Origin of the sequence: Pseudomonas sp. W5-36, from assembly GCF_046540455.1 — a bacterium.
Classification (GTDB): Bacteria; Pseudomonadota; Gammaproteobacteria; order Pseudomonadales; family Pseudomonadaceae; genus Aquipseudomonas; species Aquipseudomonas graminis_B.
In genome coordinates, this window is record NZ_JAXCIQ010000003.1 from 348,638 (window position 1) to 369,051 (window position 20,414).

General features: G+C 61.4%; 15 protein-coding genes. 9 read left to right on the forward strand and 6 right to left on the reverse strand.

Features of this window, described 5'->3' with window-relative positions; genetic code table 11:
• The first annotated feature begins 574 nt into the window (after positions 1–574).
• From pcaR to pcaD, 6 genes are all read left to right on the forward strand, one after another.
• A complete protein-coding gene (pcaR, locus tag SLW74_RS07515; protein WP_065993181.1) occupies positions 575–1,417 on the forward strand; it encodes a pca regulon transcriptional regulator PcaR in 843 nt (280 codons plus the stop codon).
• A 168-nt stretch (positions 1,418–1,585) separates the two neighbouring features.
• The gene (locus tag SLW74_RS07520; RefSeq protein ID WP_192132826.1) at positions 1,586–2,446 is read left to right on the forward strand and encodes a CoA transferase subunit A; all 861 of its coding nucleotides are present in this window, start codon (positions 1,586–1,588) and stop codon (positions 2,444–2,446) included.
• Positions 2,443–3,222 (forward strand): CoA-transferase subunit beta, encoded by a 780-nt coding sequence (locus tag SLW74_RS07525; RefSeq protein WP_296309877.1) that lies wholly within the window; start codon positions 2,443–2,445, stop codon positions 3,220–3,222. The genes SLW74_RS07520 and SLW74_RS07525 overlap by 4 nt, the downstream gene beginning before the upstream one ends.
• A complete protein-coding gene (pcaF, locus tag SLW74_RS07530) occupies positions 3,219–4,421 on the forward strand; it encodes a 3-oxoadipyl-CoA thiolase (protein WP_296309879.1) in 1,203 nt (400 codons plus the stop codon). The genes SLW74_RS07525 and pcaF overlap by 4 nt, the downstream gene beginning before the upstream one ends.
• 169 nt (positions 4,422–4,590) lie before the next feature.
• Positions 4,591–5,880 carry an MFS family transporter gene (locus tag SLW74_RS07535; protein ID WP_065992283.1) on the forward strand — a complete coding sequence of 430 codons (1,290 nt, stop codon included), beginning with the start codon at positions 4,591–4,593 and terminating at the stop codon, positions 5,878–5,880.
• Positions 5,881–5,968: 88 nt separating this feature from the next.
• A complete protein-coding gene (pcaD, locus tag SLW74_RS07540; protein ID WP_410928511.1) occupies positions 5,969–6,757 on the forward strand; it encodes a 3-oxoadipate enol-lactonase in 789 nt (262 codons plus the stop codon).
• Positions 6,758–6,848: 91 nt separating this feature from the next.
• Here the strand turns inward: pcaD and SLW74_RS07545 are convergent, their stop codons facing one another.
• From SLW74_RS07545 to SLW74_RS07555, 3 genes are read right to left on the reverse strand one after another with little or no spacing between them, the layout of a single operon-like run.
• A complete protein-coding gene (locus tag SLW74_RS07545; RefSeq protein WP_065992285.1) occupies positions 6,849–8,315 on the reverse strand; it encodes an AdeC/AdeK/OprM family multidrug efflux complex outer membrane factor in 1,467 nt (488 codons plus the stop codon).
• On the reverse strand, positions 8,312–11,446 hold the full coding sequence (locus SLW74_RS07550) for an efflux RND transporter permease subunit (protein ID WP_296309884.1): 3,135 nt from the start codon (positions 11,444–11,446) through the stop codon (positions 8,312–8,314). The genes SLW74_RS07545 and SLW74_RS07550 overlap by 4 nt, the downstream gene beginning before the upstream one ends.
• 3 nt (positions 11,447–11,449) lie before the next feature.
• A complete protein-coding gene (locus tag SLW74_RS07555; RefSeq protein ID WP_192135287.1) occupies positions 11,450–12,610 on the reverse strand; it encodes an efflux RND transporter periplasmic adaptor subunit in 1,161 nt (386 codons plus the stop codon).
• A gap of 254 nt (positions 12,611–12,864) precedes the next feature.
• Here SLW74_RS07555 and SLW74_RS07560 point away from each other — a divergent pair, with 254 nt between their 5' ends.
• Positions 12,865–13,524: a TetR family transcriptional regulator gene (locus tag SLW74_RS07560; RefSeq protein ID WP_192135285.1), complete on the forward strand. Its 660-nt coding sequence runs from the start codon at positions 12,865–12,867 to the stop codon at positions 13,522–13,524.
• A 228-nt stretch (positions 13,525–13,752) separates the two neighbouring features.
• On the forward strand, positions 13,753–14,613 hold the full coding sequence (locus SLW74_RS07565) for a cache domain-containing protein (RefSeq protein WP_192135283.1): 861 nt from the start codon (positions 13,753–13,755) through the stop codon (positions 14,611–14,613).
• Positions 14,614–14,631: 18 nt separating this feature from the next.
• Here SLW74_RS07565 and SLW74_RS07570 read toward each other — a convergent pair whose 3' ends face one another.
• Positions 14,632–16,137 carry an MDR family MFS transporter gene (locus tag SLW74_RS07570; protein WP_410928512.1) on the reverse strand — a complete coding sequence of 502 codons (1,506 nt, stop codon included), beginning with the start codon at positions 16,135–16,137 and terminating at the stop codon, positions 14,632–14,634.
• Positions 16,138–16,597: 460 nt separating this feature from the next.
• The gene (locus SLW74_RS07575; RefSeq protein ID WP_065992296.1) at positions 16,598–17,485 is read right to left on the reverse strand and encodes a LysR substrate-binding domain-containing protein; all 888 of its coding nucleotides are present in this window, start codon (positions 17,483–17,485) and stop codon (positions 16,598–16,600) included.
• A 145-nt stretch (positions 17,486–17,630) separates the two neighbouring features.
• On the opposite strand from SLW74_RS07575, the gene SLW74_RS07580 reads away from it, so the two are divergent.
• Positions 17,631–19,262 carry a 5-guanidino-2-oxopentanoate decarboxylase gene (locus tag SLW74_RS07580; RefSeq protein ID WP_410928513.1) on the forward strand — a complete coding sequence of 544 codons (1,632 nt, stop codon included), beginning with the start codon at positions 17,631–17,633 and terminating at the stop codon, positions 19,260–19,262.
• 26 nt (positions 19,263–19,288) lie between these two features.
• Here the strand turns inward: SLW74_RS07580 and SLW74_RS07585 are convergent, their stop codons facing one another.
• Positions 19,289–20,242, reverse strand: a complete 954-nt coding sequence (locus tag SLW74_RS07585; protein WP_410928514.1) for an AraC family transcriptional regulator N-terminal domain-containing protein — start codon at positions 20,240–20,242, stop codon at positions 19,289–19,291.
• Between the last annotated feature and the right edge of the window lie 172 nt (positions 20,243–20,414).

Sequence of the window (20,414 nt, forward strand, 5' to 3'; positions counted from 1 at the left end):
TGCGATCGAGTCGAGCAATGCCTGCGTGAGTTTGGATCCATGCCGGATAAGGCGGTGGATTAAACAGCGCGGTAGCGGTATTGGGCCTCAATGACGGCCACTATCGCGAAGATGCGCAGGCGAGTCAACTGTCGAGACTGTCGCAGTCGGACAACTGAGGATTTATACCTTTTTGATGTACGAAGGTTCCTAAGTTGCCCAGTCCGATTTATGACGTAACTTGGTGAGTCAAATGTTTAACGCTACAGGCAGTTTTCTGGCGACGTAAATTCACGGGTTATGAAACCGCGAATAGCCGATGTGTATTTATGCGCTTACACATAAATGCGAAAGGCAGAGACAAAAACGGCCTTGGGTTAGCAAGGCCGTGCCTGGGACTTCTCAGTGGGTACCTGACCAGTAATCCAAAGAAGCCTCATATGGCAGGTGAAAGGTATAAGCAACCGTACGGCCGGTCAATTGCGATTATCGCCCACTCGTTCGATAATCGCGCAAAGCTGGCTTGCCGTGGGTTCCAAAACAGGCGAGAGTGGCGTTCTACAAGGCTTTCGCGGCCACGACGAACGGTGCCAGCATGAACGATCAATTGCGTAATTCTTTCACGTCACTTGCGCCGCCGATTGTTGCGTCCCCCGCTAAAAGGATTCAGGCGCTCACCGGTGATCCTGACTTCATGACCTCTCTGGCGCGAGGGTTGGCCGTCATCCATGCATTTCAAGAGCGAAAGCGGCACCTGACCATCGCGCAGATCAGCCACCGCACGGAAATCCCCAGAGCAGCAGTTCGTCGCTGCCTGCACACACTGATCAAGCTGGGTTACGCCACCACTGACGGCCGCACGTACTCGCTGCTGCCGAAAGTGCTGACCCTCGGCCATGCCTATTTGTCCTCGACACCCCTGGCGGTCTCGTCTCAGCCGTATCTGGATCGCATGAGTGATCAGCTGCACGAGGCCTGCAACATGGCCACACTGGAAGGCGACGACATTCTTTATATAGCCCGCTCCGCCACGACTCAGCGATTGATCTCCGTGGACCTGGCAGTGGGTGGGCGTTTGCCGGCGTACTGCACGTCCATGGGCAGAATCCTGCTGGCGGCGCTGGACGATGTGTCGTTGCAGGAATACCTCGACCATGTCGACCTGCAACCCAAAACCAGCCGCACCTTGCGCACTCCCGAAGCCTTGCTCGAATGCCTGCAGCAAGTGCGACAACAGGGCTGGTGTATTGTCGACCAGGAACTCGAGCAGGGTTTGCGTTCCATCGCGGTGCCGGTCTACGACGCCTCGGGTCAGGTGCTCGCGGCGCTCAATGTCAGCACCAGCGCCGGTCGGGTAACGCGTAACGAGCTGGAGCAGAAGTTCTTGCCCATCATGCTGGATGCCAGCCGTGACCTCAGCACGCAGCTCTTTACCTGATGCTTAAAGGGCCGGACACACGCAGCCGGCTCGCAATCACCACTCTCCGTTCGGTGATCGAACACTTAGTCGATTATCGGATTGTTCCGCTTCGGCCCCAGGCATAACCTCATTTGCAACGCCGCCTCTGTCGAGACACGGTAACCAAGTGTGAACCTGGAGCACCTCATGGCTGCAATTCTTTCCCTTCACGAAGCGGTGACGCAATTCGTCAACGATGGCGACACCGTTGCGCTGGAAGGCTTCACCCACCTGATTCCTACCGCGGCGGGCCACGAGCTCATTCGTCAGAAGAAGAAAGACCTGACGCTGGTGCGCATGACTCCCGACTTAATCTATGACCAATTGATCGGCGCAGGCTGTGCGAAACGGCTGATTTTCTCGTGGGGCGGCAATCCGGGCGTCGGCTCGTTGCATCGGCTTCGCGATGCGGTCGAACGGCAATGGCCGCAACCCCTGGAGATTGAAGAACACAGCCATGCCGACCTTGCCAACGCCTACGTGGCGGGGGCGTCGGGCCTGCCTTTCGCGGTGCTGCGTGCGTATGCCGGCTCCGACTTGCCGAAGGTCAACCCGCTGATCAAATCCGTGACGTGCCCATTCACCGGCGAAGTGCTGGCGGCGGTGCCGGCGGTACGTCCTGACGTCACTGTTATCCATGCTCAAAAAGCCGATCGCAAAGGTAACGTGCTGCTGTGGGGCATCCTTGGCGTGCAGAAAGAGGCAGCGTTGGCGGCCAGGCGCTGCATCGTCACGGTCGAGGAAATCGTCGATGACCTCAAAGCACCGATGAACGCTTGCGTGCTGCCAACCTGGGCGCTCAGCGCTGTCTGCCTTGTGCCCGGCGGCGCTCATCCTTCCTACGCCCACGGCTACTACGAACGCGACAACCGTTTCTATCAGGCGTGGGACGCCATCGCCCGCGACCGTGAGGCGTTTACCGCCTGGATTGACGAATACATCCATGGCACCCGCGACTTCGGTGAGTTCAAGCACAAGCTGGCCCACGTGGCGGAGGCTACCCAATGACCTATTCCACCAGCGAAATGATGACCGTCGCCGCCGCACGTCGGTTGAAAAATGGCGCCGTGTGCTTTGTCGGCATTGGTCTGCCCTCCAAAGCGGCCAATCTGGCGCGCCTGACGTCATCGCCTGACGTGGTGCTGATTTATGAATCAGGGCCCATCGGTGCCAAGCCTGATGTGCTGCCGCTGTCCATCGGTGACGGCGAACTGGCGGAAACCGCTGACACCGTGGTGTCCACCAGCGAAATCTTCCGTTACTGGTTGCAGGGCGGCCGTGTCGATGTCGGGTTCCTCGGCGCGGCTCAGGTCGACCGGTTCGGCAATATCAACACAACGGTGGTCGGCGACTACCACCACCCGAAAGTGCGCCTGCCGGGGGCGGGGGGCGCGCCGGAAATCGCCGGGTCGGCCAAAGAAGTGCTGATCATCCTCAAGCAGTCGCCGCGGACGTTCGTTAACAAGCTGGACTTCCTGACCTCAGTCGGCCACGGCGAAGGCGGCGACGCCCGCAAGCGCCTCGGCCTGCCGGGGGCCGGGCCGGTTGGCATTATCACTGACCTGTGCATCATGGAGCCGGAGGCGGGCACCCACGAATTCGTCGTGACCACGCTGCACCCGGGCGTGACCCGCGAGCAGGTGATCGCCGCCACCGGTTGGGACGTGCGTTTTGCCGACACCGTCGCGAATTCCGATGCGCCTAGCGAGTACGAACTGAACGCGCTGCGTGATCTGGAAGCGCGTACCGCTGCCGCCCATGGTCAAACGCCGGGAGAAGCATGATGCGTGACGTCTTTATCTGTGACGCGATTCGTACCCCCATTGGCCGTTTCGGTGGCGCCCTGGCGAGCGTTCGGGCGGATGATCTGGCAGCGTTGCCGATCAAGGCCCTGATGGCGCGCAACCCGTCGGTCAACTGGGATGAGCTGGACGAAGTGTTCTTCGGCTGCGCCAATCAGGCCGGTGAGGACAACCGTAACGTCGCCCGTATGGCGGCGCTGTTGGCGGGGTTGCCGGCCAGCGTGCCGGGCGTGACCCTCAATCGCCTGTGCGCTTCGGGCCTGGACGCGGTGGGTTCTGCGTTCCGCGCCATTGCCTGCGGTGAAATGGAGCTGGCCATCGCCGGCGGCGTCGAATCCATGTCCCGCGCGCCGTTCGTGATGGGCAAGGCCGACACGGCATTCGGCCGCACCCAAAAGCTGGAAGACACCACCCTGGGCTGGCGTTTCGTCAATCCGCAGATGAAGGACCGGTACGGCGTTGAGAGCATGCCGCAGACCGGCGACAACGTCGCTGAGGATTTCGGCATCTCCCGGGAGGATCAGGATGCGTTCGCCCTGCGCAGCCAGCAACGCGCGGCGGCGGCTCAGGCTGCGGGCTTCTTCGCCGAAGAAATCGTGCCCGTGTGGGTCGCCCACAAGAAAGGCGAGACCGTCGTCGACACCGACGAGCACCCCCGTGCCGACACCAGCCTTGAGGCACTCGGCAAGCTCAAGCCGGTCAACGGCCCCGGCAAAACGGTCACGGCCGGCAACGCAGCGGGGCTGAACGACGGCGCGGCGGCGATGATTCTGGCGTCCGCCGAAGCCGTGAAGAAACACGGCCTGACGCCCCGCGCCCGCGTGTTGGGCATGGCCAGTGCCGGCGTGGAGCCACGCGTCATGGGCATCGGCCCGGTGCCGGCGGTGCGCAAACTGCTTGGACGGCTGGGGATGGCGGTCAGTGATTTCGACGTCATCGAACTCAACGAGGCCTTCGCCAGCCAAGGCTTGGCGGTCATGCGTGAGCTGGGTATCGCCGACGACTCGCCGAAGGTCAATCCCAACGGTGGCTCGATCTCGCTGGGGCATCCGCTGGGCATGAGCGGCGCGCGTCTGGTGCTGACGGCCTTGCATCAATTGGAGAAAACCGGCGGCAGCAAAGCGCTGGCAACAATGTGCGTCGGTGTGGGTCAGGGGCTGGCCCTCGCGATAGCGCGCTAAACGGCAGTCCCGCAACTCAGCCACCCGAGTCATCGGTTGCCTCCACGAAAGGAGCAACTTGCTGACTCGGGTGGTTGTCCTTGTGATGTCGAAACGTTACTGCTTAAGTCTAAATGTTGCAGGTTATGTCTTAGACTGGCTGACCTTACTAACACCTGGGGAGATAATAATGACAACGACTCACTACACCGGCGAAGAACGGCGCAAGCGGATCTTCGCCATCGTCGGGGCTTCATCGGGCAACCTCGTCGAATGGTTCGACTTCTACGTCTACGCCTTCTGCGCCATCTATTTCGCGCCTGCGTTCTTTCCTTCCGATGACCCGACCGTTCAATTGCTCAATACAGCGGGTGTTTTTGCTGCTGGCTTCCTGATGCGGCCTATCGGCGGCTGGCTGTTCGGTCGCGTGGCCGACAAGCACGGCCGCAAGAACTCGATGATGATTTCCGTGCTGATGATGTGTGCGGGCTCGCTGGTCATCGCCTGCCTGCCCACGTACGCGTCGATTGGCGCCTGGGCGCCGTTTCTGCTGTTGATGGCGCGCCTGTTTCAAGGCCTGTCGGTGGGTGGTGAGTACGGCACCACCGCCACGTACATGAGCGAAGTCGCGTTGCGGGGGCAGCGCGGGTTTTTCGCTTCGTTTCAGTACGTGACGCTGATCGGTGGCCAGCTGTTGGCCGTGCTGACCGTGGTCATCCTGCAGCAGTTTCTCAGTGCCGATGAACTGAAAGCCTACGGCTGGCGCATCCCGTTCGTGGTCGGTGCGGTGGCGGCGGTGATTTCGCTGGTGCTGCGCCGTTCGCTGAAAGAGACCACCACCGCCGAAGTCCGTCAGAACAAGGACGCGGGCAGCGTGTCTGCGTTGTTTCGCGATCACAAAGCGGCGTTCATCACCGTGCTCGGCTACACCGCCGGCGGCTCGCTGATTTTCTACACCTTCACCACGTATATGCAGAAATACCTGGTCAACACCGTGCACATGGACGCCAAGGTCGCGAGCTACATCATGACCGGCGCACTGTTCCTGTACATGTGCATGCAGCCGGTGTTCGGCATGCTCGCTGACAAGATCGGCCGTCGTGCTTCCATGCTGTGGTTCGGCGGGCTGGGCACGCTGTGCACGGTGCCGCTGCTGCTGACCCTGAAAACCACCACCAGCCCGATCATCGCGTTTGTGCTGATCACCCTGGCGCTGGCCATCGTCAGTTTCTACACCTCCATCAGCGGCCTGGTGAAAGCCGAGATGTTCCCCGTTCAGGTTCGTGCGCTGGGCGTTGGTCTGGCCTACGCCGTGGCTAACGCGATCTTCGGTGGCTCGGCTGAATACGTGGCCCTGGGCCTGAAGAACATGGGCATGGAAAACACCTTCTACTGGTACGTCACCGCGATGATGGCGATTGCTTTTCTGTTCAGCCTGCGACTGCCGAAGAAGCCGGCTTACCTGCACGAAGATCACTGATCCCCGGATCTTGAGGCGCGCGTCCTTGCCGGGCGCGTGCTGTCCCTATTGATCACACTCATTCCACGTGTTTCACGGAGCGACTGCCATGGCGTTCGTACAACTCGAAGACGGTGAGCTGCATTATGAAATTGACGGCCCGGTGGATGCGCCGGTGCTGGTGCTGTCCAACTCACTGGGCACCGACCTGCATATGTGGGACGCGCAGATCCCGGCGCTGAGCAAGTCATTCCGCGTCGTGCGTTACGACACACGCGGCCACGGCCAGTCCCTGGTCACCCAGGGGCCTTACACCCTCTCGCAACTGGGACGCGACGTGCTGGCGCTGCTCGATGCATTGAAAATCGACCGCGCGCATTTTTGCGGATTGTCCATGGGCGGCCTGATCGGTCAGTGGCTGGGCATCCATGCCAACGACCGGCTGCACAAGCTGATTCTGTGCAACACCGCCGCGAAGATCGGCGATACGGAAACCTGGGCACCGCGCATCGCGCAGGTGGAGAAGGGCGGTGAGCGGGCAATGACGGAAATGGGCGCTGGCGCCATAGGGCGTTGGTTTACCCCCGGCTTTGCCAGTCAGCACCCCGACAAAGTCACGCCCATCACCGACGTACTGGCGGCAACTTCCCCGTTGGGTTACGCCGCCTGCTGCGCGGCCGTACGGGATGCCGATCTGCGCAAGGAAGTCGGTTCGATCACCGTGCCCACGCTGATCATCTGCGGCAGCCATGACGGCGTCACGACGGTGGCGGACGGGCATTTTCTGCAGAACCACATCCACGGCAGCGAGCTCTCCGACTATTACGCCGCGCACCTGTCCAGCGTCGAGTTGGGTGAAGTCTTCGCCCTGCGCGTGACGGAATTTTTGCTGGCGTGACGTCTGCGGGTTGCTCGCTTACGGCTTGAAAAAGCCGTGGTGACAGCCAAAAAAAACCCACCAATCGGTGGGTTTTTTCATACGCGCTGGATCAGAACAAACGGGTGGACGGCACATCGCCCGCGGTCGGCTGACGCTCGCCGGTCGGGGTCTGTTCGTACCAGCCGCCGCCCAGGGCGCGGTACAAATTGACCTCGCTGCTGAGTTGGGACAGGCGATCGGTGATCAACGACTGTTGCGCGTTGAACAACTGACGCTGAGCGTCGAGGAAGGTCAGGTTGCTGTCGATCCCGATGCGGTAGCGACGCTCGGCCAGACGGTAGTAGTCCTGGTTGGCGTTGACGAAGTCCGTCTGCGCCTTGAGCTGATCGGTGTAGGTCTTGCGCGCGGCCAGACCGTCGGAAACTTCCTGAAACGCCGTCTGAATCGCTTTCTCGTAGTTGGCGACGCCGATGTCTTTCTGGATCTTCGAGTAGTCGAGGCTTGCGCGCAGACTGCCTGCGTTGAAGATCGGCAGATTGATCGTCGGCTCGAACAACCACGTCCCCGAACCGCCCTTGAACAGGCCGCTCAGATCGCCGCTCGCCGTACCGGCACTGGCCGTGAGGCTGATGCTCGGGAAGAACGCGGCACGTGCGGCGCCGATGTTGGCGTTGGCGGCTTTCAGGCTGTATTCGGCCTGCAGAATGTCCGGACGACGCTGCAGCAATTCCGACGGCAGACCCGCTGGCATCTCGTTGAGCATGTCAGCGCTCAACGGTTTCGAGGCGGGCAGGTTGGCTGGCAGACTGGTGCCCAACAACAGCACCAGGTTGTTTTCGTCCTGGGCGACCAGCCGCTGGTACTGGGCCAGCTTGACGCGGGCGCTTTCGACGGAGGTGCGCGACTGCGCCAGGTCCAGCGCCGAGGCCACGCCCACTTCGCTGCTGCGGGAGGTGAGACGCAGGCTTTCTTCGAAGGCGCCCAAAGTGTCCTGGGTCAGCTTCAATAGCTCTTTGTCCGCTTCCCACGTCAGGTAGGCATTGGCAACGTTGGCCACCAGACTGATCTGCGTGCTGCGACGGCCTTCTTCACCGGCGAAGTAGGTTTGCAGCGCCTGCTCACTCAGGCTGCGCACCCGGCCGAACAGGTCCAGCTCATAGGAACTGATGCCCAGACCCACCGAATACTGACTGGTGATATTGGATTCGCCCGTTTGCGACAGGTCACCCGGAACGCGCTGACGCGTGCCGCTGCCCGAGGCTGCGACGGCCGGGAACAGGTCCGCACGTTGAATGCGGTACTGCGCGCGGTAGGCGTCGATGTTCAGCGCGGCGACGCGCAGGTCGCGGTTGTTTTGCAGCGACGTCTGAATCAGCTGCTGCAGCGCCGGGTCATGGAAAAACTGACGCCAGCCCTGTTCGGCTGCGGCTTGATTCGCCGCCTGGGCCGGCGAATACGCCGGACCTTGCGGGAACTGAGCCGGCACCGGTGCGGCGGGCTGCTTGTAATCTGGGATCAACGAGCAGCCGCCGAGAATGAACGCGGTGACCGCCAGCGAGATCAGGGACTTGCTCATTGGCCAGCCTCATCGTGTGGAGTGTGTTTCTGTTTGCCTTTGAACAGCGAGGATATCGAAACGAAGAACAACGGTACCCAGAAGATCGCCAGAATAACCGCGGTGATCATACCGCCGATTACGCCCGTACCGATCGAATGCTGGCTACCGGCACCGGCACCCGAGGAAATCGCCAGCGGGACTACACCGAGGATGAACGCCATGGACGTCATCACGATCGGCCGCAGACGCATCCGGCAGGCTTCGATGGTTGCGTCCACGATGCCCTTGCCCTGCTCATGCAGTTCCTTGGCGAACTCGACGATCAGAATGGCGTTTTTCGCTGCCAGACCTACCGTCACCAGGAGCCCTACCTGGAAGAACACGTCGTTGGACAGGCCGCGCAGGCTCGTTGCAACCAGCGCACCGATCACCCCAAGCGGGATCACCAGCAGCACGGCGATCGGAATCGACCAGCTTTCATACAGCGCCGCCAGACACAGGAACACGATCAGAATGGACAGTGCGTACAGCGCCGGAGCCTGGGAACCGGACAGACGCTCTTCATAGGACAGACCCGTCCACGAGAGACCAACGCCGGCCGGCAATTTCTTCGCCAGTTGCTCGACCTCGGCCATCGCTTCACCGGTGCTGTAACCCGGCGCCGGAGTACCCAGCACTTCCTCGGCCGGCACACCGTTGTAACGGGACAGCTTCGGCGAACCGAATACCCACTCTCCGCTGGCGAACGAGGCAAAAGGCACCATCTCGCCGGCGGTATTGCGCACGTACCACTTCTTCAAGTCTTCCGGCTTCATCCGCGCACTGGCATCGCCCTGCACGTACACCTTCTTGACCCGACCGCGGTCGATGAAGTCGTTGATGTAGCTGCCACCCATCGCGATGGACAGCGTGGTGTTGATGTCCGACAGGCTCAGACCCAGTGCCTGCGCGCGCTCGTCATCGATGACCAGTTGATACTGCGGCTCATCGTTCAGACCGTTCGGACGCACGCCCGCCAGAATCTTGCTCTGTGCCGCCATGCCCAGCAGTTGGTTACGCGCTTCCATCAGCTTGGCGTGACCCACGCCGCCCTGATCCTGCAAATACACGTCGAAACCGGTGGCGTTACCCAGTTCCAGTACCGCAGGCGGTACGACCGCGAAGGTCATTGCATCGCGGAAACCGAAGAAGTGCTGCTGCGCCCGTTTGGCCAACTCGAACACGCTGTTGGAGGCATCACGATCGCCCCACGGTTTCAGCATGATGAACGCCAGACCGGAGCTCTGACCGCGACCGGCAAAGTTGAAGCCGTTAACGGTGAACACCGAATTGACCGCGCCCGATTCTTCTTCCAGCAGGTACTTACGCATGTTGTCGATGACGGTCTGCGTACGTTCAGCCGAGGAGCCCGGTGGCGTCTGCACCTGGGCGAAAATAACGCCCTGGTCTTCTTCCGGCAGGAACGCGCTCGGAATGCGGGTGAACATCCAGATGGTGCCGCAGACGATCAGCGCATACACGATAAAGGCCGGAACCTTGTGCTTGAGCATGTTGCCGACGCCACGCTCGTAGCTCACTACGCTGCGGTCGAAGGTACGGTTGAACCAGCCAAAGAATCCACGTTTCGGCTGCCCGTGTTTCTCGTGGTCGATCGGCTTGAGCAGGGTGGAGCACAACGCCGGGGTGAAGATCAGCGCGACCAGTACCGAAAGCGCCATCGCCGAAACGATGGTGATCGAGAACTGCCGGTAGATCACACCCGTGGAGCCGCCGAAGAACGCCATTGGCAACAGAACCGCACACAACACCAGTGCGATACCGACCAGTGCGCCCTGGATCTGCTCCATGGATTTGATCGTGGCGTCCCGCGGCGAAAGTTTGTCCTCCGCCATCACCCGCTCGACGTTTTCCACCACAACGATGGCATCGTCCACCAGCAAGCCGATGGCGAGAATCACCCCGAACATGGTCAGCGTGTTGATGGTGAACCCAGCCGCCGCGAGGATCCCGAACGTACCCAGCAATACCACCGGCACGGTCATCGTGGTGATGATGGTGGCGCGGAAGTTCTGCAGGAACAGGTACATCACCAGGAACACCAGGATGATCGCTTCACCCAGGGTGTGAACCACACCGGTGATGGATTCCTGAACCACTGGCGTGGTGTCGTACGGGTAAACCACTTTCATGCCAGGCGGAAAGAACGGCTCCAGCTGGGCAATCGTGGCGCGGATCGCCTTGGCGGTGTCCAGCGCGTTGGCACCGGTCGCCAGCTTGATCGCCAGACCTGAGGCCGCCTTGCCGTTGAACTGTGCGTCAATGCTGTAGTTTTCGCCGCCCAGACCGACTTTGGCGACGTCTTTGAGACGAACCTGCGAACCGTCCTGATTGACCTTCAACAGAATGTTGCCGAACTGCTCGGCCGTCTGCAGACGGGTTTTACCGATGATCGTGGCGTTCAGCTGCTGGCCCTTGAGCGCAGGCAAACCGCCGATCTGGCCGGAAGACACCTGAACGTTTTGGGCAGTGATGGCCGTCTTGACGTCGACCGGCGTCAGCTGAAAGTTGTTCAGCTTGGCCGGATCGAGCCAGATACGCATGGCGTACTGGGCACCGAAAACCTGGAAGTCACCCACACCGGAGGTACGGGAAATCGGGTCCTGCATGTTCGACACGATGTAGTTGGACAAGTCTTCCTTGCCCATGCTGCCGTCTTCGGACACCAGACCGACGACCATCAGGAAGTTCTTCACCGCCTTGGTCACGCGGATACCCTGTTGCTGCACCTCTTGGGGCAGTAGCGGGGTGGCCAGGTTGAGCTTGTTCTGCACCTGAACCTGAGCGATGTCGGGGTTGGTCCCCTGGTTGAACGTCGCGGTGATGGTCATGCTGCCGTCGGAGTTACTTTCCGAGGACACATAACGCAGGTTGTCGATACCGTTGAGCTGCTGCTCGATCACCTGAACCACGGTGTCCTGCACGGTTTGCGCATTCGCGCCCGGGTAGGTCACCTGGATTGCGATGGCCGGTGGGGCAATGGCCGGGTATTGGTTGATCGGTAGCTTGAGGATCGAAAGCGTCCCCACCAGCATGATCACGAGGGCAATTACCCACGCGAAAATTGGCCGGTCGATAAAAAATTTCGACATGAATTACTCCCCTTTGCTGCCTGCGGCTTTATCAGTTGCCGGGGCAGTTGCCGGGTTAGCTGCATTGACGTTGGTGGCTTCGGCCACTTTCACTTCAGCACCTGGCTTGACGTATTGCAGCCCTTCGGTGATCACGCGATCACCTGCGCTCAAGCCTTTTTCTACCAGCCAGTCGCTGCCGATAGTGCGGTTGGCGACCAGGGTCCGGGACTCGACCTTGTTATCGGCATTCACCACCAGTGCGGTCGGGGTGCCTTTCAGGTCGCGGGTGACGCCTTGCTGTGGAACCAGAATCGCATTTTCAGCCACGCCCGATTGCAGTCGTGCGTGCACGAACATGCCTGGCAGCAGCGTGTGGTCCGGGTTCGGGAACACGGCGCGCAGCGTCACGGAACCGGTGGTCTGGTCGACCGACACTTCGGAGAACTCGAGCTTGCCTTCAGTTGAATAGAGGCTGCCGTCTTCCAGCACCAGCTTGACCTTGGCGGCGTTGTCGCCGGCTTTCTGCAGCTTGCCGCTTTCCAGCTCGCGACGCAGCTTGAGCATGTCGGCCGAAGACTGAATCACGTCGACGTAGATCGGGTCGAGCTGCTGAATGGTGGCCATCGCATCCGCCTGACCATTGCTGACCAGCGCACCTTCCGTCACCAGCGAACGACCAATGCGGCCGGAAATCGGCGCGTAGACCTTGGTGTAACGCAGGTTGATCTCGGCTGTCTGCACCGCCGCCTTCGCTTCGCGGGCCGAACCCACCGCCGTGTCGTATTCCTGACGGCTGACCGCTTGCTCGTTGATCAGCTGCTTGTAGCGGCCAGCGAGGGAGTTGGAGGATTCGTAGGTGGCTTTGGCGCTGTCCAGGGTGGCCTGGTAAATCGCCGGATCGATCTGGTAGAGCTGCTGACCGGCTTTGACGTCTCCACCTTCGGTGAACAGACGCTTGAGGATGATGCCGTTCACTTGCGGACGCACTTCGGCGATCCGGAACGCGGTGGTCCGGCCCGGCAGTTCAGACGTCAGGGTGTAGGCCTGGGTTTTCAGAGTAACGACGCCGACCTGAGGGGGCGGTGGTGCTGCGGCCGCTTCTTCCTTCTTGCTGCATCCGGAGAGCAGCGATGCCAGGGCGACGGCAGTGACCAGAACGGTAACAGCTGGCTTGAATTGCATGAAGATCCTCGGGTCAGGAGCCTGAACTCATGAAAAGTGGAAAGGGGCGGGAAAGGGTTCCTGCTGGATAAGTAGGATGCTAATGAATATACTTACATTCACGGTTGTTTGTAAACACCCAAGAGTGTGACACTCCAGCGCACCGAGGGCATCGATTGTAGATCCGGGACAAGGCATTACAAAGGCCGCCCGACATGCTGTTCAGGCCACTCGACCAGAGCGCCTGACGCATTTTCATAGAGGTTTTTACTGCCATGGTCCGACGCACGAAAGAAGAGGCTCAGGAAACCCGCAGGCAGATTCTGGAAGCTGCCGAGCAGGCTTTCTATGATCGAGGGGTTTCCCGCACGACGCTCGCCGACATTGCGGCCCTGGCTGGCGTGACCCGTGGCGCGATCTATTGGCATTTCAGCAACAAGGCCGATCTGGTCCAGGCGATGCTCGACAGCCTGCACGAGCCCCTCGAGGAAATGGCAAGAGCGAGTGAGAGCGAAGATGAGGTTGATCCACTGGGATGGACGCGCAAGCTTCTCATTCATTTGTTTCAACAAGTTGCCAGCGATCCTAAAACCCGCCGCATCAATGAAATCCTGTTTCATAAATTCGAATTTACCGACGAAATGTGTGACATGCGGCAACAACGGCAGTTTGTCTGGCTTGACGCCAACGAGCGGATCGCACTGGCACTCAGTAACGCCTCCCGGCAAGGCCAGCTCCCCGCTGACATCAATCCGCAACGCGCGGCGATCTGCCTGCACGCCTATATACACGGCATTCTCGGCCAGTGGCTGCTGGTGCCGGAAAGCTTCTCGCTGCAGGATGATGCGGAGCGATTGGTCGATGGCATTCTCGACATGCTCCGCTTCAGCCCGGCGTTGCGCGACCCGGTGTCTCCCGCTTTCTCAGTCAGCTGACCTGCCAGCACCGGGCCGGTCCCTGGGAAAACGGCGCTGTGTGGCGGTTGGCCTGTATCTATACCGCGCCTGACCTTCGCTGAACAGGCGGTTTACCCTCGCTTTACCCAGCGATTACGGTGATTCAGCCCTCATTCAGGCAGGGTGCCCATTGAAGTGCCGAATGCTGCCCTATTGCAATCTGGCGTCTACGCTCCCCCCATAACCAATAAGAGTGGGGGCGAGGCGATGGCAGTCGTATCAAAAAACGCATGCAGAACACTTCTGGTTGGTGCGCTTGCCGCCCTGAGCATCGGACACGGGTGGGCAGCGGGCGACGAAGTCCAGGAAGCGGAAGCCGCCAAGGGGCTGCTGGAAAAAGCCGTGGCCCGTTACCGCGTCCAGGGTGACAAGGCGCTCGCCGAATTCAGCCGTCAGGGCGAGTTCGTCGATGGCGAGCGTTATGTCTTCGTCACCGATACCAAGGGGATCATGCTTGCAAGTGGTGGGCCATCGGTGGCGCTGATCGGCCGTGACGTATCGTCGGTGCTCGATCCTGAGCTGCGGAAAAACCTCAAGCAGGTGCTGCAAACCCCGGAAAGCGCCGGCATTCAGCAGGCCGAGTATCGCTGGCAGAACTGGCGCGACGGTAAGGTCGAGCGCAAGCGCGTGTATTTTCAGCGCATCGGCGATCGGGTTCTGGCCGTCGGTTACTACCTGCCGCGCGCTTCGCCGGAGCAGGCGAGGGCGTTGCTCGACAAGGCGTCCAAGGCGCTGGAACAGGATAAGGACGGCACCCTTCGCGCCATCAACGACCTCAAGGGCGGATTTCTGCAAGATGATCTGTACGTCTTCGTGGTGAACGTCGACACCAAACGCTATGTCGCACACGGCACCAACCTGCGGCTGGTGAATACCGACTTCAGCAAGGTCAAGGACCCTGAGGGCAAGCCGGTCGGCATTCCGATGCTCGAGCTCGTCAAGAAACAGTCTGAAGGCGAATACGAATACCGCTGGCGCAACCCGGTCACCAGCAAAATCGAACACAAGCACGCCTACGTGCGCAAGGTCGGTGCATTCCTGGTGGCGGTGGGTTATTACAGCGGCTGATCGCCCTGACAGGTTCGTTTAGCGGTCCTTGTCGTCCCGCCCGCGCAGCAGGTTGTTGGGCATCGCCAGTGCAGCAGACAAACCCAGCAGCGACACGGCTGCGCTGGTGATCAACAGGTGCTGAAAGGTCATCGACAGCTGCCCGCGCAGCAATTCAAGCGCGGGACCGCTGGCGGCGTGCAGACTGTCCATCAGCACATTGCCCGAACCTTCGCCCGGGATCGAACTGCCGCCGACCTGGGCAATCCCTGAACCGGCGAGCATCGCCAGCAGCAGTGCCGACATTGTCGCCACGCCGACCGCGCCGCCCAGGGAACGAAACAGGTTGGTTGTGCTGGTTGCCACGCCCATGTCTTTGACCTCCACCGAGTTCTGCGTGCCCACCAGCGAGGTCGGAAACTGCATGCCGCTGGCGATGCCGGTGAGGACCATGAACAGGCTCGTCAGAATGGCCGACTGCGGCGGCGTGAAGGCGATACCGAGGATTGCCAGCGGCATCAACGCCGCGCCGGTGAGGATGATTGGTTTGTAGCGGCCCGTCAGGGAAGTGCGGCGGCCACCAAAGTACGCGCCGATAGGCATGCCGATCGCCAGTGGCATCAGGTGCAACGCCGCGCTGTCGGCCCCCGCACCGGTGACGGTCTGAAAGCGCAACGGCAGCAGCACGATGAGCGAAATGGCCTGAAAGCTGGTGAAGAAAATCGTGCACCAGCAGAGCACCGCGCTGCGGTTGGCGAACAGGTGCATGGGCAGCAGAGGCTCGCGGGTGCGCCGCTCATACAGCACAAAAATCAGCAGTGCGAGCAGCGCCACCGACAGTTGCAGGACCACCGACTCGTCGCGCCAGCTGCGACCCTGGCCGATTTCGGTAATGCCCAGCAGCAACGACGTCAGGCCGATGATCATGAGCACCGTGCCCAGGTAGTCGATCACCGGTTTGCGTTGGGGGATCGGCAGGCCCACCAGCGTTTTGCGCGCCACCCACCAGGCCGCCAGCCCCAGCGGGAGATTGATAATGAACACCCAGCGCCACGACAGATACTCGGTCATGAAGCCGCCGAGCACCGGCCCGGCGACGCTCGCCGCGGCGTACATGCCGCTGAAGTAACCCTGATAGCGACCGCGCTCCCGGGGCGGAACGATGTCGCCGATGATCGCCTGGCTCACGGACACCATGCCGCCGGCGCCGATGCCTTGCAGCACTCGCGCCAGCACCAGTTGCTCCATGCTCTGGGCCATGGCGCAGAACAGCGAGGCGAGGGTAAAGGTCGCCAGCCCGAACAGCATCAAGCGGCGCCGGCCATATAAATCCCCCAGCTTGCCGTAAATCGGCACGGCTACGGTGAGCGCGACCATGTAGGCCGAGATCACCCAGGCGAGCAGGTCGAAATCCTGGAATTGGGCGGAGATGGCCGGCATTGAAACCGCGACGATGGTCTGATCCAGCGCGCTGAGAAACACGGCCATCATCAGCGCAAACAGAATGCTGCGGATGTCCGGACGGGGTTGATTAAGGCTCGTCACAGAAGGGACTCGACTGGCAGATTGACCCGCTGAACATCCGCAGGAATTTGCGCCAAGTCTAGTCCGTTAGCTTGCTAATCGATAGCAGGCTGTGGGGATTTTCGCAGTACGTTGACCCGCGTTACGTCGACCGGCAGTTGCCGTCAACGAAGGGCGCTGAACGTCGCATCAGTGGGCATGCAATGCCCCATCGTGCAGACCACCGCCACGCGGGGCGTCTGCCGCATTTGTTCGATTCGGTAAGCACCTGCGGCGTACAGGCTCAACACGGCAGTAACGGCGACGACATAAACGCACTGTCTTTTTATTGTGGTTCTCATGACATTTGCCTCGATCCGGTAGGACATCTGTTTCAGAGCGGACACTGTCAGTGTAGGTCGCTATCGGCGAGTGGACCGGGCGATGGGGATTGAATGTTTTTATCAGGCGGGCCGTTGGTGAAGAGCAAGCATTGCGCCGCTCAGCCGATGCGCCGCTCAGCCGCCTGCAGCGACAGCCAGTCCAGCAGATCCTGCAGTGGGGAAGGAACGCTGGCGCCTTTGGGGTGCACGAAGTAATACGCCGCGCCGGTCCGGACTTTTAGTTCGAACGGCATGACCAGGCGCCCCGCGCTCAGGTCTTCGCCGATCAGCGACCAGTCGCCAATGGCAACCCCCGTCCCTTGTGAGGCGACCGTCATCGCCAGGTCCATCGTGTCGAAGTGCTGACCGTGCTCGACATGGCTCAGCTCCGCTCCGGCGGCCTTCAGCCACAGCGTCCAGTCACGCTCGTCGAGGGTGGGGTGCAGGAGCATGTGCCGTTCCAGATCGGCGGCGCGGGCGAGGGGATTGCTGGACGCCAGGGACGGCGAGCACACCGGCGTCAGTTGTTCGTCTAACAGGTGCTGCACGTGACTGGAATCAACCGGTTTCGCGCCGAACACCACGGCGGCATCGAAATCCTCACGCCTAAAATCCACCGTGTGCGCGCTCGTCGTGGTCAGTTGCACCGGCACATCAGGCCGTTCTTTCTGCCACTGCATCAGGCGCGGTAACAACCAGCGGCTGATGCAGGTCGGTGCCTTGATTTGCAGCGCCCTCGGTCTGGCATCGACTTGATCCACCGCCGCCTCGATCAGGCTGAACACTTGCTCAATGCGCGGCAGCAGCTCGCGGCCCTGGGCGGTCAGGCTCAAGCCACGGGCCTGACGATTGAACAGGCGATAGCCCAAGTGAGCTTCCAGCCCGGCGATCTGCCGGCTGACGGCGCCCTGGGTGAGGTGCAGCGCCTCCGCAGCCCGGGTGAAATTGCAGCACTTCGCCGTGATCAGGAACGTATGCAGCGCGGGCAGGGGAGGAAGGCGTTTCATCGGCGGGTTAGCCATGAGCTGAGGACATGGCTAAGCATGACATTTTATGCGTTGTGGTCGATACGGCCCGCAGCTTCAATGGTCGCCTATCGAGCCTGGCACATTGCGGGCGGCGTTGCGACAGGCATACGAAAGGGGCAGACACATGGCGACGTGCGGGGAAGTGCTGGTCAGGTTGCTGGAAGGCTACGGGGTCGAGCGGGTGTTCGGGATTCCAGGGGTGCACACGGTTGAGCTGTACCGAGGGCTGGCCGGTTCGTCGATCACCCACATCACCCCGCGCCATGAACAGGGCGCAGGGTTCATGGCCGATGGATATGCGCGCACGCGAGGCAAGCCGGGCGTGTGCTTCATCATTACCGGCCCCGGCATGACCAATATCACCACCGCGATGGGCCAGGCCTATGGGGACTCGATCCCGATGCTGGTGATTTCCAGCGTGCAGTCGCGCAGTCAGTTGGGCGGCGGTCGCGGCAAGCTGCATGAACTGCCGTCCCAGAGTACGCTGGTCGCCGGCGTCGCGGCGTTTTCTCATACGCTGATGTCAGCGGCCGAGTTGCCGTCGGTGCTGGCCCGGGCGTTTGCGGTGTTTCAAGCAGCGCGGCCGCGTCCGGTGCATATCGAGATTCCGCTGGATGTCCTGGTGGAAAATGCCGACGCCCTGCTGCACAGCCAGGCGGTATCAGTGACCCGCGCGGGGCCGGCACCCGCTGCGATCCGGCACATGGCGAGTTTGCTCGCCACCGCGCAACGGCCGTTGATTCTCGCGGGAGGCGGCGCCATTGACGCTGCCCCGGCATTGACGCGTCTGGCCGAACGGCTCGGCGCACCGGTTGCGCTGACCATCAACGCCAAGGGCATGCTGCCGGGCGCTCACCCGCTGCTGATAGGTTCGACGCAGTCTCTCGATGCCACCCGTGAGGTCATTGAAAACGCCGACGTGGTGCTGGCCATCGGTACTGAACTGGCCGAGACCGATTACGACATTACCTTTCAGGGCCACTTCAAGATTCCGGGCGCGTTGCTGCGCATCGACATCGACCCCGATCAGACTGTGCGCAACTTTCCGCCAACGGTTGCGCTGGTCTCCGACGCTCAACACGCCGCTGAAGCCTTGGTGGACGCGCTGGCCGGCGAATTGCTGGCGCCACGCAGCCAAGACTGGGGCGCTGCGCGGGTTGCCGCGCTGAAAACGAGTATTGAGGCGAACTGGGACGATGCCACCCGTGGGCAGACGCTGTTCTTGCAAACGGTGCTTAAAGTATTGCCGGAAGCCGTGATCGTGGGCGACTCCACCCAGCCCGTCTACACCGGCAACCTGACCCTGGACCTCGACAAGCCTCGCCGCTGGTTCAATTCCTCCACCGGTTACGGAACCCTGGGCTACGCCTTGCCCGCCGCCGTGGGGGCGTGGCTGGGCAGTCGCGACGCCGGAGAGTCCAATCCTGTCGTGTGCCTGATTGGCGACGGCGGCCTGCAGTTCACCTTGTCCGAACTGGCGAGTGCGGTGGAAGCGCGAACGCCCATCGTGGTGCTGCTGTGGAATAACCAGGGTTACGAAGAGATCAAGAAGTACATGGTCAACCGCGCCATCGAGCCCATCGGTGTCGACATCTACACGCCCGATTTCATCGGCGTCGCCACAGCACTGGGATGCGCCGCGGAGGCGGTTGGCAGCGTTGAGCAACTGACCGCGGCCCTCAACTCAGCCAGCCAGCGTGACGGCCCGACGTTGATCGAGATCGACCAGAAGCGCTGGATGAGCAGCATCGGCTGACGTCTTACTTCGACTGAGCGGCGCGTTCAAACCGTGCTGCGCAGGCGCGCCAGGTCCCGCAGCGGTGGCGCGCCGAACAGGCGGCTGTATTCGCGGCTGAACTGCGAGGCGCTTTCATAGCCGACCCGGTAACCGGCGGCGGACGCTTCCAGGCCGTCCGCCAGCATCAACCGTCGGGCCTCCTGCAGACGCAGTTGCTTTTGGTATTGCAGCGGGCTCATGGCGGTGACGGACTTGAAACGGTGGTGCAGCGTCGAGACGCTCAGGTTCACCTCTCTCGCCAGATCTTCAATGCGCAGCGGCTCCTGGAAATGGTCGTTGAGCCACTTGATCGCCTGGGTGACGCGATGGGTCTGGCAGTTGGAGATGGCGATTTCATACAGCCGATGCCCTTCGCTCCCACGCAGGAGTCGATAAAGGATCTCCCGATTGATCAGCGGGGCGAGCATGGGAATGTCTTTTGGCGTGTCCAGCAGACGGATCAGGCGGATGACAGCGTCGAGCAGCTGAGCGTCGATCCGCTCGACGTACATGCCGCGCCCGCTGTGACGCGTCGGTACGCTCATCGGCCCTGCTTCGGCGATCAGCGCGTTGATTTCCACCGGATCGATTTCCAGGCGCAAGGCCAGGTGCGGCTCTTCCGGGGTCGCGTAAATCACCTTGCCGCTGATGGGCAGCGCCACCGACAGCACCAGGTAGTTGAGCGGGTCGTAGGTGTACAGCTCGCCGCCCAGCGTCACGTCCTTGCGGCCCTGAGCCATGATGCACAGCGCCGGCTGCACCAGCCCCGGCACCGATTGCGACGGGCGATCGTGGCGCACCATGAACAACGGTTTGATCACCGTCTGGAAACTGCCGTCGACGGGGGCATGCCGGCGGATCAGTTCTGCCAGCTCGGCGCGCTGTTGCGTCATCTGCGCGCTCAGCTCGGCAACAGGTCGAGCATCCGGAGCGGACGGCGCAAGAGCGGATAACGACATGGGGAGTTCCTCTGACAGGGCGTTGATGCAGCACAGCTTATTTTTGGGCAAGCGCAAGCGTTAGGCGAATCCTGCCGAATGCTTGCCTGATTCTGTTGCCGATGTGTTGCGTTGCCGTGAACGGGCCCTGTTCGCCCGGGATCGTTGCTCGAAAGTCCACAGGCATCACGCG